This window comes from Streptomyces sp. NBC_00597, assembly GCF_041431095.1.
GTDB lineage: Bacteria > Actinomycetota > Actinomycetes > Streptomycetales > Streptomycetaceae > Streptomyces.
Genome location: NZ_CP107757.1, coordinates 4,526,250 through 4,541,625, shown reverse-complemented (window position 1 = coordinate 4,541,625; position 15,376 = coordinate 4,526,250). Strand labels below are relative to the sequence as shown.

The following is a 15,376-nucleotide window of genomic DNA, read 5'->3' as shown; positions in this document are numbered from 1 at the left end:
ACTTGCGACACCACGAGGCTTGAACGCAGTGAACTTCACGCGCTGGAGCGCCCGTTTTCCCGGAACGCAGCGCCGCGCCGCCGCCCGGTCCGAACACGCCGCCGCCCAGGCCAAGCGGGGTGAGGGCGCCGTCCCGGCAGCCCGCGGTGCCGCCGCCCGCCCGGCCACGGCACCCGACGACAGCCCCGCGGACCCCACGGTCTCCGGCACGGGCAGCGGCGCGGGCCCGGGCACCGGCCTCCCCGCCGCCGCGCCCTCCCCCGACGAGCTCTCCGTACGGGAGGTCCTCGGCCTGCTCCCCGCCCTCGTCGCCCTCGTCCACGGCCCCGAACACCGTGTCGCCTACGTCAACGACGCCTACACCGCCGGCTTCGGCCCCCGCCCCACCGGCGCACCCGCCCACGACGCCCTCCCCGAACTCGGCGAGCTCGGCCTCCTCCCGCTGCTCGACCAGGTCCAGCGCAGCGGCAAGCCCCGCACCGCCAAGAACCGCACCGCCCCCGGCGGCACCAGCTCGTACACGGTCACCTGCACCCCCGTCGAATTCCCCAAGGCCCCCACCGACGGTGACGCCGACCCCCACCACACCGGGGTCCTGATCCACCTCGCCGATGTCACCGACCACGCCGAAGCCGTCGAACGGCTGCGCGCCAGCGAGCGCCGTCAGCGCGAAGCCGCCGTCACCCTCCAGCGCTCCCTCCTCCCGCAGGAACTGGAACAGCCCGACGACCTCCGCATCGCCGCCACCTACCAGCCCGGCGGCACCGAAGCCGCCGTCGGCGGCGACTGGTACGACGTCATCACCCTCGGCGCCGGCCGCACCGCCCTCGTCATCGGCGACGTCATGGGCCGCGGCGTGCGCGCCGCCGCCGTCATGGGCCAGCTGCGCACCGCCGTCCGCGCCTACGCCCGCCTCGACCTGCCCCCGCACGAGGTGCTCCAGCTCCTCGACGGCCTCGCCGCCGAGATCGACGCCAGCCAGATCGCCACCTGCGTCTATGCCGTCCACGACCCCAACGAGGGCCTGCTCGCGTACGCCTCCGCCGGCCACCTCCCGATCCTCGTCCGCGACGAGGACGGCACCGTACGCCGCGCAGCCGACCCCACCGGCCCGCCGCTCGGCACCGGCGGTTGGCTCCACACCTCGGGCACCATCGCCCTGGGCCCCGGCTCCACCGCCGTCCTCTACACCGACGGCCTGGTCGAACGCCGCGGCGAGGACATCGACGAGGGCGTCGCCGCCCTCGAACGCGCCCTCTCCGGCGCGCAGGGCACCCCCGCCGTCATCTGCGACCGCCTGATGCGCGCCCTCGGCGTGGACGCCGACCACGACGACGACGTCGCCGTCATGGTCCTCCAGCAGCCGAGCCGCACCGGAGCCGACGCCGAGCTCTTCCACAACGCCGCCCTGGAGCTCCTCGGTGGCGTCGAGGCCGCCCCCCGCGCCCGCGCCTTCGCGTCCGGAGTACTCGCCTCCTGGCGCTTCCCGGTCGAACTGTGCGACCTCGGCGTCCTCGCCGCGAGCGAGCTCGTCGCGAACTCCCTCCAGCACGGCACCCCGCCCATGCGGCTACGGCTGCGCCGCACCAACCGCCGCCTGATCATCGAAGTCACCGACGGGGACGACCACCTCCCGCGCCGCCGCCGCGCCGAACCGGCCGACGAGACCGGCCGCGGCATCTCGATCATCGCGACCATCGCCTCCTCCTGGGGCTCCCGCCGCACCCCGGGAGGCGGCAAGGCCGTCTGGTGCGAGTTCGCCCTGCCGGACAAGTAGCCGCGCCCGGACGTGCGGAAGGCCCGGTCCCCCGAGGGACCGGGCCTTCCGCACGTCCGTCATCCGCTGATCACGCGGGAACGCGCTCCGGCTCGGCGGCCGGCACGACCACCGTCACCACGTCGCCCTTCAGCAGCGACGGCTTGTCCTGCACCGCGCTCAGCTGCTTGCCGAGCCGCAGCGCCAGCCCCGCGATCCCCAGCGAGACCACGACGAACACCCCGACGTACAGCATCGGCACACCCGCGCCCAGCGGCACACCCAGTGGACCGAGAGCCAGTGCCATCTGCTTGACCAGCGCGAAGGCCGAGTTGTACTGGCCCACCGAGCCCTCGGGCGCCAGGTCGGCCACCAGCGGCGCCAGCGTTGGCGACAGCATCGCCTCTCCGATGCCGAAGAGCGCGTACGTCGTGATGAACGCCGCGGCGGCCATCACCGCACTGCCGTGCCCCAGGCCCGAGAACCCGGCGATGACCCACGCCACGGTCCAGATCAGGCCGACCAGCGCGATCACCCGGGACCGGCGGCGCTTCTCGACCAGCTTCAGCACGACGAACTGCGCCACGACGATCGCACCAGTGTTGGCGGCCAGCGCGAAACCGAGGGTGGACGGGGTGATCCCGGCGGCCTCGGTACCGAAGGCGGCGAGACCCGACTCGAACTGCCCGTAGCAGGCGAAGAAGATCACGAAGCCCAGCACCAGCAGCTTCACCATGGCCCTGTGCTCAAGCAGCCGCTTCCAGGCACTGCCCGCCCGCGACTCGTCCCGCGGCACGGCGTCCTTGATGCTCGGGGCGTGCGGCATCCGCACGGTGAGGATGACCCCGGCCAGGACCAGGAACATCACGGCCTCGATGCCGAACAGCAGGGTGAAGCTGGCGGGCCGGCTCTCGTCGACGATCTGGCCGCCGATGAGACCGCCGATGCCCAGGCCCAGGTTCTGCATGAAGAACTGGAGGGCGAAGGCACGCGTCCGGGTGCTCGGGGTGGAGCACCACACGATCATCGTGGCCAGCGCGGGCTGCATGACGGCCTGCCCGGCGCCGAGCGCCAGGGCGGACAGCAGGATCGGCACGATGCCGGTGGACAGCCCGAGCGACAGGGCGCCGACCGAGGCCGCGACGGCCGCACCGATGACCACGGGGACGGGACCCCGGCGGTCGATGACCCGACCGGTGAAGGGCAGCGCGACCAGGGCACTCACGGCGAAGGCCACGAACGCGCTCGTGGCCGCCATGGAACCGAGACCTCGCACCTGCGCCACGTAGATGTAGAGGAACGGAACCGTGAAACCGATGCCGAACGCGGTCAGCGCGTTGCCGGCCTGGATCCGCCGCAGCGCAGCGCCCATCACCTTGGTCACTTCTCACCTGCCTTTGAGAACTGAAGTCCGAAGACTTCACACCTAAACTTCGATCCTTAACTTTACACATCGAAGGAGTTAGACGCCAACGGGCTCATGAGATACTTCGAAGCATGGGTGACACCCCCGACGGCACCGCGCCCGTCCACGAGCCGAGCCTCGACGAGCAGATCGCCGTCTATCAGCGCGAGTTCCAGGACCTCGATCCGCAGGTCGAGAAGGTGGTCTCGGCGCTCAGCCGGCTGAACCGCCGCATGAACGTCGCGTACGGACGCCAGACCGCCGCACTGGGCATCAGCAACGCGGAGTGGGAGGTCCTCAAGGCCCTCGTCATCTCCGGAGCTCCGTACCGGATGGGCCCGAGCGAACTCGCGAAGCAGCTGGGCCTCACGCCGGCTGCGATGACCCACCGGATCGACCGGATGACGGCGGAGGGACTGGTGACGCGCGAGCGGGACGAGTCCAACCGGGTCCGCGTGATCGTGGAACTCACGGACGAAGGCCGCAGCAAGTGGCTCGACGCGATGCGCGCGGCCACGGTCTTCGAGGAGGACCTCCTCCAGGACCTCTCCACGGCGGAACGCGGCGTGCTGGGCGACATGCTCACCCGACTCCTGGACCGCGTGGAAGACCTCCAGTCGCGGAGCTGACCAGCTCGTGAGCTGTGGAGTTGACACCGCCCCCGCAGGTCCGTAAGGTTCTTCGAGTTGTCCCAGAGCCGGAAGGTTTTGGCGACGACGATCCCGCCGCCTCGTTGCGGCATCCAACTCAGCACGATCTCCCACCGGGAACGCATTCGGCATGCCCGAATTAATTTCCGAAGGCCGATTATGAATCAGCCGGGAAATCCACTAGAGTTCTGGGAGTCGGAAGGGCCCAACAGCCCGGAAGACAAACCCCGCTGACTGGGGGTCAGGCCCGAAAGGATCTGATAGAGTCGGAAACGCAAGAACGAAGAACGAAAGCCCGGAGGAAAGCCCGAGAGGGTGAGTACAAAGGAAGCGTCCGTTCCTTGAGAACTCAACAGCGTGCCAAAAATCAACGCCAGAAGTTGATACCCCGTCCATTTCGGTGGATGAGGTTCCTTTGAAAAAGTCCTGTCTTTCGGGGCAGGCAACAACACAGCGAGGACGCAGTGGACGGTCGGTCTTATTCCGACATGATCGTCCCGCTCTAAGTGTGTGTGCACCCGATTACGGGTAAACATTCATGGAGAGTTTGATCCTGGCTCAGGACGAACGCTGGCGGCGTGCTTAACACATGCAAGTCGAACGATGAAGCCCTTCGGGGTGGATTAGTGGCGAACGGGTGAGTAACACGTGGGCAATCTGCCCTTCACTCTGGGACAAGCCCTGGAAACGGGGTCTAATACCGGATAATACTCCTGCCTGCATGGGTGGGGGTTAAAAGCTCCGGCGGTGAAGGATGAGCCCGCGGCCTATCAGCTTGTTGGTGGGGTAATGGCCCACCAAGGCGACGACGGGTAGCCGGCCTGAGAGGGCGACCGGCCACACTGGGACTGAGACACGGCCCAGACTCCTACGGGAGGCAGCAGTGGGGAATATTGCACAATGGGCGAAAGCCTGATGCAGCGACGCCGCGTGAGGGATGACGGCCTTCGGGTTGTAAACCTCTTTCAGCAGGGAAGAAGCGAAAGTGACGGTACCTGCAGAAGAAGCGCCGGCTAACTACGTGCCAGCAGCCGCGGTAATACGTAGGGCGCAAGCGTTGTCCGGAATTATTGGGCGTAAAGAGCTCGTAGGCGGCTTGTCACGTCGGATGTGAAAGCCCGAGGCTTAACCTCGGGTCTGCATTCGATACGGGCTAGCTAGAGTGTGGTAGGGGAGATCGGAATTCCTGGTGTAGCGGTGAAATGCGCAGATATCAGGAGGAACACCGGTGGCGAAGGCGGATCTCTGGGCCATTACTGACGCTGAGGAGCGAAAGCGTGGGGAGCGAACAGGATTAGATACCCTGGTAGTCCACGCCGTAAACGTTGGGAACTAGGTGTTGGCGACATTCCACGTCGTCGGTGCCGCAGCTAACGCATTAAGTTCCCCGCCTGGGGAGTACGGCCGCAAGGCTAAAACTCAAAGGAATTGACGGGGGCCCGCACAAGCAGCGGAGCATGTGGCTTAATTCGACGCAACGCGAAGAACCTTACCAAGGCTTGACATATACCGGAAAGCATTAGAGATAGTGCCCCCCTTGTGGTCGGTATACAGGTGGTGCATGGCTGTCGTCAGCTCGTGTCGTGAGATGTTGGGTTAAGTCCCGCAACGAGCGCAACCCTTGTCCTGTGTTGCCAGCATGCCCTTCGGGGTGATGGGGACTCACAGGAGACCGCCGGGGTCAACTCGGAGGAAGGTGGGGACGACGTCAAGTCATCATGCCCCTTATGTCTTGGGCTGCACACGTGCTACAATGGCCGGTACAATGAGCTGCGATACCGTGAGGTGGAGCGAATCTCAAAAAGCCGGTCTCAGTTCGGATTGGGGTCTGCAACTCGACCCCATGAAGTCGGAGTTGCTAGTAATCGCAGATCAGCATTGCTGCGGTGAATACGTTCCCGGGCCTTGTACACACCGCCCGTCACGTCACGAAAGTCGGTAACACCCGAAGCCGGTGGCCCAACCCGTAAGGGAGGGAGCTGTCGAAGGTGGGACTGGCGATTGGGACGAAGTCGTAACAAGGTAGCCGTACCGGAAGGTGCGGCTGGATCACCTCCTTTCTAAGGAGCACAGTACCGATTGCAGACAAACGTTCTGCACGGTCAGCTCATGGGTGGAACGTTGATTAGTTGGCACGGTTTCCAAAACTCTCTGTAAGTACTGCTTCGGCGTGGAACACAGTGAAGTGGAGGGGATCGTGCTTGGCACGTTGTTGGGTCCTGAAGGTACGGCCGTAAGGTCATGTCTTCAGTGCCGGCCCCAGTGAACTCGCCAGCTTGTCTGGTGGGGTGATGGGTGGCTGGTCGTTGTTTGAGAACTACACAGTGGACGCGAGCATCTGTGGCCAAGTTTTTAAGGGCGCACGGTGGATGCCTTGGCACCAGGAACCGATGAAGGACGTGAGAGGCCGCGATAGGCCCCGGGGAGCTGCCAACTGAGCTTTGATCCGGGGGTGTCCGAATGGGGAAACCCGGCAGTCGTCATGGGCTGTCACCCACTGCTGAACACATAGGCAGTGTGGAGGGAACGAGGGGAAGTGAAACATCTCAGTACCCTCAGGAAGAGAAAACAACCGTGATTCCGGGAGTAGTGGCGAGCGAAACCGGATGAGGCCAAACCGTATGCGTGTGATACCCGGCAGGGGTTGCGCATGCGGGGTTGTGGGAATTCTTTTGATCGGTCTGCCGGCCGGTCGGCGAGTCAGAAACCGTTGATGTAGTCGAAGGACATGCGAAAGGTCCGGCGTAGAGGGTAAGACCCCCGTAGACGAAACATCAGCGGCTTGCTTAAGAATCTCCCAAGTAGCACGGGGCCCGAGAAATCCCGTGTGAATCTGGCGGGACCACCCGCTAAGCCTAAATATTCCCTGGTGACCGATAGCGGATAGTACCGTGAGGGAATGGTGAAAAGTACCGCGGGAGCGGAGTGAAATAGTACCTGAAACCGTGTGCCTACAAGCCGTGGGAGCGTCGCTGTATGTGCTTGCACATACAGTCGTGACTGCGTGCCTTTTGAAGAATGAGCCTGCGAGTTAGCGGTGTGTAGCGAGGTTAACCCGTGTGGGGAAGCCGTAGCGAAAGCGAGTCCGAATAGGGCGATTGAGTTGCACGCTCTAGACCCGAAGCGGAGTGATCTAGCCATGGGCAGGTTGAAGCGGAGGTAAGACTTCGTGGAGGACCGAACCCACCAGGGTTGAAAACCTGGGGGATGACCTGTGGTTAGGGGTGAAAGGCCAATCAAACTCCGTGATAGCTGGTTCTCCCCGAAATGCATTTAGGTGCAGCGTCGTGTGTTTCTTGCCGGAGGTAGAGCACTGGATAGGCGATGGGCCCTACCGGGTTACTGACCTTAGCCAAACTCCGAATGCCGGTAAGTGAGAGCACGGCAGTGAGACTGTGGGGGATAAGCTCCATGGTCGAGAGGGAAACAGCCCAGAGCATCGACTAAGGCCCCTAAGCGTACGCTAAGTGGGAAAGGATGTGGAGTCGCAGAGACAACCAGGAGGTTGGCTTAGAAGCAGCCACCCTTGAAAGAGTGCGTAATAGCTCACTGGTCAAGTGATTCCGCGCCGACAATGTAGCGGGGCTCAAGCGTACCGCCGAAGTCGTGTCATTGCAGCAATAGGGCCAACGCCCGCTGTGATGGGTAGGGGAGCGTCGTGTGCCGGGTGAAGCAGCAGCGGAAGCTAGTTGTGGACGGTTCACGAGTGAGAATGCAGGCATGAGTAGCGATACACACGTGAGAAACGTGTGCGCCGATTGACTAAGGGTTCCTGGGTCAAGCTGATCTGCCCAGGGTAAGTCGGGACCTAAGGCGAGGCCGACAGGCGTAGTCGATGGACAACCGGTTGATATTCCGGTACCCGCTTTGAAACGCCCAATATCGAATCAGGCGATGCTAAGTCCGTGAAGCCGTTCCGGACCCTTCGGGGAAAGGAAAGTGGTGGAGCCGACGAACCAGACTTGTAGTAGGTAAGCGATGGGGTGACGCAGGAAGGTAGTCCAGCCCGGGCGGTGGTTGTCCCGGGGTAAGGGTGTAGGCCGAGGGGTAGGCAAATCCGTCCCTCATTAAGGCTGAGACCTGATGCCGAGCCGATTGTGGTGAAGTGGATGATCCTATGCTGTCGAGAAAAGCCTCTAGCGAGTTTCATGGCGGCCCGTACCCTAAACCGACTCAGGTGGTCAGGTAGAGAATACCGAGGCGTTCGGGTGAACTATGGTTAAGGAACTCGGCAAAATGCCCCCGTAACTTCGGGAGAAGGGGGGCCATCACTGGTGATCGGACTTGCTCCGTGAGCTGGGGGTGGCCGCAGAGACCAGCGAGAAGCGACTGTTTACTAAAAACACAGGTCCGTGCGAAGCCGTAAGGCGATGTATACGGACTGACGCCTGCCCGGTGCTGGAACGTTAAGGGGACCGGTTAGTGCACTTTCGGGTGTGCGAAGCTGAGAACTTAAGCGCCAGTAAACGGCGGTGGTAACTATAACCATCCTAAGGTAGCGAAATTCCTTGTCGGGTAAGTTCCGACCTGCACGAATGGCGTAACGACTTCTCGACTGTCTCAACCATAGGCCCGGTGAAATTGCACTACGAGTAAAGATGCTCGTTTCGCGCAGCAGGACGGAAAGACCCCGGGACCTTTACTACAGTTTGATATTGGTGTTCGGTTCGGCTTGTGTAGGATAGGTGGGAGACTTTGAAGCAGCCACGCCAGTGGTTGTGGAGTCGCCGTTGAAATACCACTCTGGTCGTGCTGGATGTCTAACCTCGGTCCGTGATCCGGATCAGGGACAGTGTCTGATGGGTAGTTTAACTGGGGCGGTTGCCTCCCAAAGGGTAACGGAGGCGCCCAAAGGTTCCCTCAGCCTGGTTGGCAATCAGGTGTTGAGTGTAAGTGCACAAGGGAGCTTGACTGTGAGACCGACGGGTCGAGCAGGGACGAAAGTCGGGACTAGTGATCCGGCGGTGGCTTGTGGAAGCGCCGTCGCTCAACGGATAAAAGGTACCCCGGGGATAACAGGCTGATCTTCCCCAAGAGTCCATATCGACGGGATGGTTTGGCACCTCGATGTCGGCTCGTCGCATCCTGGGGCTGGAGTCGGTCCCAAGGGTTGGGCTGTTCGCCCATTAAAGCGGTACGCGAGCTGGGTTTAGAACGTCGTGAGACAGTTCGGTCCCTATCCGCTGTGCGCGTAGGAATATTGAGAAGGGCTGTCCCTAGTACGAGAGGACCGGGACGGACGAACCTCTGGTGTGCCAGTTGTCCTGCCAAGGGCATGGCTGGTTGGCTACGTTCGGGAGGGATAACCGCTGAAAGCATCTAAGCGGGAAGCCTGCTTCAAGATGAGTATTCCCACCTCCTTGAGAGGGTAAGGCTCCCAGTAGACGACTGGGTTGATAGGCCAGATGTGGAAGCCCGGTAACGGGTGGAGCTGACTGGTACTAATAGGCCGAGGGCTTGTCCTCAGTTGCTCGCGTCCACTGTGTTAGTTCTGAAATAACGAACAGCTGTGATTTTAGCCAGCGTTCAAATTTCATAGTGTTTCGGTGGTCATAGCGTTAGGGAAACGCCCGGTTACATTCCGAACCCGGAAGCTAAGCCTTTCAGCGCCGATGGTACTGCAGGGGGGACCCTGTGGGAGAGTAGGACGCCGCCGAACAATCATTGTGGGAAAGCCCCGCACCTTCTGGTGCGGGGCTTTTCTGCGTTCAGGGGGCTTTTGGCAGACCCGCTCGGTATCGTGGCCAGCGTTCCCCTGGAGGCACGATGACAGCACAGCACCTCGAAGACGTGGGTCCGCTCATCCCCCAGCCGGCCATGACGCGCGAAGCCCTGCGGGACGCCGTGCGCCGGATCGACATGCCGCACCTCGCCGAGTTCGACAGGGAGTGCCATGCGGCGTTCGACCGAGCCGCCGAGACGGGAGCCATCAACCCGCTCCGCTTCTTCCTGATCAAGTGGGCCACCCACGTGGCCATCCACCGCTGGCCGGCCCGCTCGGCGGCCCTCCTCCAGGCCGAGGCCACCGCCGGCGACCCGGCCGCCACGGAAGAGCAGTTCCAGGCAGCGATGGAGACGAGCAGCCGCATCCTGGCCGAGGCCCAGCGCGAGATCGGTCAGTGAGCCCGCGGGGCGAAGCAGTGGAGAACGACGGCGGCTGGGCGTGGGAGTGCGACCCCAGCCGGCTGTGGGTGCTGGGCGACATGCCGGCGGAGCAGCAAGGCCTCGTCGCCGCCGTCATGGAGGGGCTGGTCGACCTGGCGTCGATGGCCATCGACCCGAAGGACGGCAGCCTCTACGAGGATCCCAGCCCCATGCGGTTGCGCACGTACGAGGACGAACACCTGATGCTCTGGTACCAGACCATCCCCCACCGCCACCGCGTCTACCTCAAACGCGTGAACCTCTGACCCGCCAGCGCCGCTCCGCTCGGCGGTGTCATCGGGCACAGACCACATGACCTGTGACGTGTGTGGCCATGAGCTGCGGTGGGTGCCGGTGACGGAACCCCAGGCGGAACGGAGCATGCGGGTCAGGGAGCGGTGGTTCTGTCCCTGGTGCTGCGCATGGACCGCGCTGGGGCACATGCCGCTGGAGGTCTCACGACCGCAGTACGCGCCGGTGAACCAGCGCTGGGAACGGGCGGAATCACCGGAGTTGCCCGAGGACGTGACCCATGGCTACGGGTGCTTCGGTTCGGCCCTGTGCGGCATGGAGCCGCGGGGTCTGTCGGCTTCCGCCCACCCTTGGGTGCCGGAATGGTCCAACGACTGCCAGGCCTGTAAGGAGGCCGCGGCCGTCATCGACCGGCGTTGGCCGCTGGAGATGCGAGGCAGCAGGCGGATCAATCCCCCGCCTCCCCCCCCCGGTTCGGACTGGCCCCCCTTCTAGTTCCTAGGGAGGGTTTCCGATCACCAGATCGTTGGGGTGGCGGTGAGGGATGCCGTGAGTTGTCTGATGCCGCGTGGCCGGTGATCGCACCGTTGTTGCCGACGGTGGGCCGGGCCCGTGGCCGGTGGCTTGGCCGGTCGCGATCGGCTCCACGACGATACGCCGCCATAGGGGGCTCGAAGAACGACCTCTTGGACGTTCCCGCGGTGGGCTGACCAACAAGATTCACCTTGCCCGCGACGGCCGCGGCCGGCCCCTGGCGTTCGTGCTGACCGCGGGCACCCGCAACGGCTGCACCTGGGCCGAGACCCGTCATCGGCCTCATCCGCGTCGCCGTCGGCGGGCCGGGACGACCTCGTGTGAGGCCCGAGCGGGTCTTCGCCGACTTAGGGCTACTGGTCCCGGGGCTTCCGCGCCTACCTCCGCAGGCGTGGGATCAAAGCGACCATCCCGGAGCGGGCCGACCAACTCGCGGGCCAAGCCCTGCGCCGGGAACCGGCCTGCCGCTTCGATCAGGCCGTCTACCGGCGCCGCAACATCGTCGAACGACTGCTTCCACCGCCTCAAGCAGTGGCGCGGCATCGCCACCCGCTACGACAAGCACCCCGACCGCCACCAGGCAGCGATCACCCTCGCCAGCACCCTCATCTGGCTCGAAAAGTGATCGCCAAAACGCTGCCTAGTAGGGCTTTGCTAGCTGGTCTTGTCACGGTGGGTGTCCGGTAGTTCGCTGGTGGCATGGGGGCTGGGGAACTTGCGGCGTGTCGGGTCCGGTTGGAGGAGTTCGCCTCTGGGGTGTTCGCGCCGTTGGTGCGGCGGGATCAGCGTGAGAAAGGCGCCTTGTATCTGCGGGCCATGCTGGCGTGGCGGGCGGTGGCTGCGGTGCGGCCCGAGGTGTGGGTCGCGGACGACACAGGTTTCCCTGAGGACGGCCGTTCCTCGCCGGGGGTGGCTCGGCAGTACTCCGGCACGCTGGGCAAGGTGGGTAACTGCGGGATCGGTGTCAGTGTCCACGCCGCCTCCGACACCGCCTCGTGCCCGCTGTCCTGGCGCCTGTTCTTGCCCGCCGCCTGAGACGGGCCGGACGCCGAGGCCCGCGGGTGGGCCTGCCGGATCCCCGACGGCGAACACCATCGCCCCAAGTGGCGGCTCGCCCCGGACATGCTCGATGAACTTGCCCGCATCGAGTACGCAATCAACGAGCGGCCCGACCGCACCTTCGCCTTCGACGAGTTCGGCCCGCTGGGCATCCGCCCGACCGCCGGCTCCTACTGGGCCGAGCGAGGCCGCCCCGACAGGCTGCCGGCAACGTTCCGTCGCACCCACGGGATCACCTACTTCCACGGCTGCTACTCCGTCGGGGACGACCAGATGTGGGGCGTCAACCACAGACGCAAGGGCGTTATCCTCGACAACCTCTCCGCCCATACGAACTGGCGGATGAAACGGTGGGCGGCCAAGAACAAGGTCGAGCTGTGCAAGAGATCGACGCTCTCATCGCTGGCACTCAACGTTGAACTGACGGCGGCACCACGGCCCGAACGGGACCGGAAAATCCATCACTTCCCATAGCGGTGAACCTTCCCGGTCTCAGCACAGGGAGGAGGGTTTCCGATCACCAGATCGTTGGGGTGGTGGTGAGGGATGCCGAGTTGTCTGATGCCGCGTGGGCAGTGATCGGGCCGTTGTTGCCGCTGGTGGGCCGGGCCCGTGGCCGGTGGCGTCGCCTGTTGGGCCGTCGACGGCACTTTCGACCGGCTCCTGGCCGCCGCCCAGGCCAACGGGAGGTGGATTGTCTCGTCGCCATCGACTCCACGATCGTTCGGGCCCACCAGCACACGGCGCCGACTGCGGCCCGAGCGGAGCGGGTCGACCGACTTGCGGGCCGGGTCCGGCGCCGGGAGCAGCCGGGGCACTTCGTCAAGGCGCTGCCCAGGGCCTCCGAACGGGCACGGCGCTGATGACGAGACATCGGCTGGACCGTATCGGTGGACTCCACCGCCGTCCGGGCCCACCATCCGCGTGATCCTCGACGGACGCGGACCACTACGAGCACCTGTGTCGTTGGCTCCGCCAGTGGGGAATCCGCGGACCGCATTGACCGGAGGGGGTAGTCGAGCGAACCGTCTCCCGGCTGGCAGGGTGCCGACGCCTGCATCGCCTTGAGCCGTGACGGTCTCGGCGAGGAGGAAGGGGGTTTCGCATGCGGGGTACGTGGCTCGGACGAAGGGGTGGGTCACCCAGGGGGTTGCGACCTGCTTCCGGGAGCCGGCTTCGTTCGCCAGCTCGTGGAGGCAGGCTCCGATGCCGGTGAGCGCGGCCCGGCGAGGGCGGAGCTCGTCGAGCAGGCTGCGTACGAGCGCGGGGCTTGCCCATGCCCACCAGGTCGCCGCCCTCGCGTCCGTTGAGCTCGCCGCCGTGGCCCCCAAAACTCAGCGGTCGTAGCCCTCTGACCTGGGGCTGCCCTCGTTTTGACACCCCCGGGGGCCAGTTGTAGAGTTGAACGGTTGCCTGGAACCGACCAAGTTCGGCAGCCAACCGCAAGACCCCCCCTCGCGTGCCCACGGAATCGAATTCCTCGGGCACGCACTCGACTCCTCATCCAGGAATCTGAAGCCGGGAAATCCGGTGGAAAACTTCTGATAGAGTCGGACTCGCCGGAAAGGGAAACGCGAAAGCGAAGACCTGGAAAGCGAACCCCGCTTCGACCGGGAATCGGACACGAAAGAGTCTGATAGAGTCGGAAACGCAAGAACGAAAGCCCGGAGGAAAGCCCGAGAGGGTGAGTACAAAGGAAGCGTCCGTTCCTTGAGAACTCAACAGCGTGCCAAAAATCAACGCCAGAAGTTGATACCCCGTCCACTTCGGTGGATGAGGTTCCTTTGAAAAAGTCCTGTCTTTCGGGGCAGGCAACAACACAGCGAGGACGCAGTGGACGGTCGGTCTTATTCCGACATGATCGTCCCGCTCTAAGTGCGTGTGCACCCGATTACGGGTAAACATTCATGGAGAGTTTGATCCTGGCTCAGGACGAACGCTGGCGGCGTGCTTAACACATGCAAGTCGAACGATGAAGCCCTTCGGGGTGGATTAGTGGCGAACGGGTGAGTAACACGTGGGCAATCTGCCCTTCACTCTGGGACAAGCCCTGGAAACGGGGTCTAATACCGGATAATACTCCTGCCTGCATGGGTGGGGGTTAAAAGCTCCGGCGGTGAAGGATGAGCCCGCGGCCTATCAGCTTGTTGGTGGGGTAATGGCCCACCAAGGCGACGACGGGTAGCCGGCCTGAGAGGGCGACCGGCCACACTGGGACTGAGACACGGCCCAGACTCCTACGGGAGGCAGCAGTGGGGAATATTGCACAATGGGCGAAAGCCTGATGCAGCGACGCCGCGTGAGGGATGACGGCCTTCGGGTTGTAAACCTCTTTCAGCAGGGAAGAAGCGAAAGTGACGGTACCTGCAGAAGAAGCGCCGGCTAACTACGTGCCAGCAGCCGCGGTAATACGTAGGGCGCAAGCGTTGTCCGGAATTATTGGGCGTAAAGAGCTCGTAGGCGGCTTGTCACGTCGGATGTGAAAGCCCGAGGCTTAACCTCGGGTCTGCATTCGATACGGGCTAGCTAGAGTGTGGTAGGGGAGATCGGAATTCCTGGTGTAGCGGTGAAATGCGCAGATATCAGGAGGAACACCGGTGGCGAAGGCGGATCTCTGGGCCATTACTGACGCTGAGGAGCGAAAGCGTGGGGAGCGAACAGGATTAGATACCCTGGTAGTCCACGCCGTAAACGTTGGGAACTAGGTGTTGGCGACATTCCACGTCGTCGGTGCCGCAGCTAACGCATTAAGTTCCCCGCCTGGGGAGTACGGCCGCAAGGCTAAAACTCAAAGGAATTGACGGGGGCCCGCACAAGCAGCGGAGCATGTGGCTTAATTCGACGCAACGCGAAGAACCTTACCAAGGCTTGACATATACCGGAAAGCATTAGAGATAGTGCCCCCCTTGTGGTCGGTATACAGGTGGTGCATGGCTGTCGTCAGCTCGTGTCGTGAGATGTTGGGTTAAGTCCCGCAACGAGCGCAACCCTTGTCCTGTGTTGCCAGCATGCCCTTCGGGGTGATGGGGACTCACAGGAGACCGCCGGGGTCAACTCGGAGGAAGGTGGGGACGACGTCAAGTCATCATGCCCCTTATGTCTTGGGCTGCACACGTGCTACAATGGCCGGTACAATGAGCTGCGATACCGTGAGGTGGAGCGAATCTCAAAAAGCCGGTCTCAGTTCGGATTGGGGTCTGCAACTCGACCCCATGAAGTCGGAGTTGCTAGTAATCGCAGATCAGCATTGCTGCGGTGAATACGTTCCCGGGCCTTGTACACACCGCCCGTCACGTCACGAAAGTCGGTAACACCCGAAGCCGGTGGCCCAACCCGTAAGGGAGGGAGCTGTCGAAGGTGGGACTGGCGATTGGGACGAAGTCGTAACAAGGTAGCCGTACCGGAAGGTGCGGCTGGATCACCTCCTTTCTAAGGAGCACAGTACCGATTGCAGACAAACGTTCTGCACGGTCAGCTCATGGGTGGAACGTTGATTAGTTGGCACGGTTTCCAAAACTCTCTGTAAGTACTGCTTCGGCGTGGAACACAGTGAAGTGGAGGGGATCGTGCTTGGCA

General features: G+C 63.5%; 7 protein-coding genes, 4 rRNA genes and 1 pseudogene. 11 read left to right on the top strand and 1 reads right to left on the bottom strand.

Annotation, left to right across the window (positions count from 1 at the left end):
• Nucleotides 1–28 precede the first annotated feature (28 nt).
• Nucleotides 29–1,777: an ATP-binding SpoIIE family protein phosphatase gene (locus tag OG974_RS20380; RefSeq protein ID WP_327285703.1), complete on the top strand. Its 1,749-nt coding sequence runs from the start codon at nt 29–31 to the stop codon at nt 1,775–1,777.
• 70 nt (nt 1,778–1,847) lie between these two features.
• On the opposite strand, the gene OG974_RS20375 is transcribed toward OG974_RS20380, so the two are convergent.
• Nucleotides 1,848–3,140 (bottom strand): MFS transporter, encoded by a 1,293-nt coding sequence (locus OG974_RS20375; protein WP_328763134.1) that lies wholly within the window; start codon nt 3,138–3,140, stop codon nt 1,848–1,850.
• Between the two features lie 113 nt (nt 3,141–3,253).
• On the opposite strand from OG974_RS20375, the gene OG974_RS20370 reads away from it, so the two are divergent.
• From OG974_RS20370 to OG974_RS20325, 10 genes and pseudogenes are all read left to right on the top strand, one after another.
• Nucleotides 3,254–3,790 (top strand): MarR family winged helix-turn-helix transcriptional regulator, encoded by a 537-nt coding sequence (locus tag OG974_RS20370; protein WP_134073164.1) that lies wholly within the window; start codon nt 3,254–3,256, stop codon nt 3,788–3,790.
• A 556-nt stretch (nt 3,791–4,346) separates the two neighbouring features.
• Nucleotides 4,347–5,871, top strand: a 16S ribosomal RNA gene (locus tag OG974_RS20365).
• Between the two features lie 282 nt (nt 5,872–6,153).
• Nucleotides 6,154–9,276, top strand: a 23S ribosomal RNA gene (locus OG974_RS20360).
• 77 nt (nt 9,277–9,353) lie between these two features.
• A 5S ribosomal RNA gene (rrf, locus tag OG974_RS20355) occupies nt 9,354–9,470 on the top strand.
• The 16S, 23S and 5S rRNA genes sit together here, the layout of an rRNA operon.
• Before the next feature lie 107 nt (nt 9,471–9,577).
• On the top strand, nt 9,578–9,934 hold the full coding sequence (locus OG974_RS20350; protein ID WP_327284117.1) for a DUF6247 family protein: 357 nt from the start codon (nt 9,578–9,580) through the stop codon (nt 9,932–9,934).
• A 17-nt stretch (nt 9,935–9,951) separates the two neighbouring features.
• Nucleotides 9,952–10,221: a hypothetical protein gene (locus OG974_RS20345; protein ID WP_327284116.1), complete on the top strand. Its 270-nt coding sequence runs from the start codon at nt 9,952–9,954 to the stop codon at nt 10,219–10,221.
• A 911-nt stretch (nt 10,222–11,132) separates the two neighbouring features.
• Nucleotides 11,133–11,366, top strand: coding sequence for a hypothetical protein (locus OG974_RS20340; protein ID WP_371643979.1), 234 nt, complete (start codon nt 11,133–11,135; stop codon nt 11,364–11,366).
• Nucleotides 11,367–11,497: 131 nt separating this feature from the next.
• Nucleotides 11,498–11,776 carry a transposase gene (locus OG974_RS20335; protein ID WP_371643977.1) on the top strand — a complete coding sequence of 93 codons (279 nt, stop codon included), beginning with the start codon at nt 11,498–11,500 and terminating at the stop codon, nt 11,774–11,776.
• A 69-nt stretch (nt 11,777–11,845) separates the two neighbouring features.
• Nucleotides 11,846–12,235 (top strand): annotated as a pseudogene (locus OG974_RS20330) (IS630 family transposase); the annotation flags it as partial.
• Nucleotides 12,236–13,704: 1,469 nt separating this feature from the next.
• Nucleotides 13,705–15,229: ribosomal RNA gene (locus OG974_RS20325) — 16S ribosomal RNA — on the top strand.
• Nucleotides 15,230–15,376: the final 147 nt, after the last annotated feature.

Bases quoted from the DNA above. Each gene is read 5' to 3' on its own strand.
- OG974_RS20350 (WP_327284117.1), top strand. From the start codon at position 9,578: ATGACAGCACAGCACCTCGAAGACGTGGGTCCGCTCATCCCCCAGCCG.
- OG974_RS20370 (WP_134073164.1), top strand. From the start codon at position 3,254: ATGGGTGACACCCCCGACGGCACCGCGCCCGTCCACGAGCCGAGCCTC.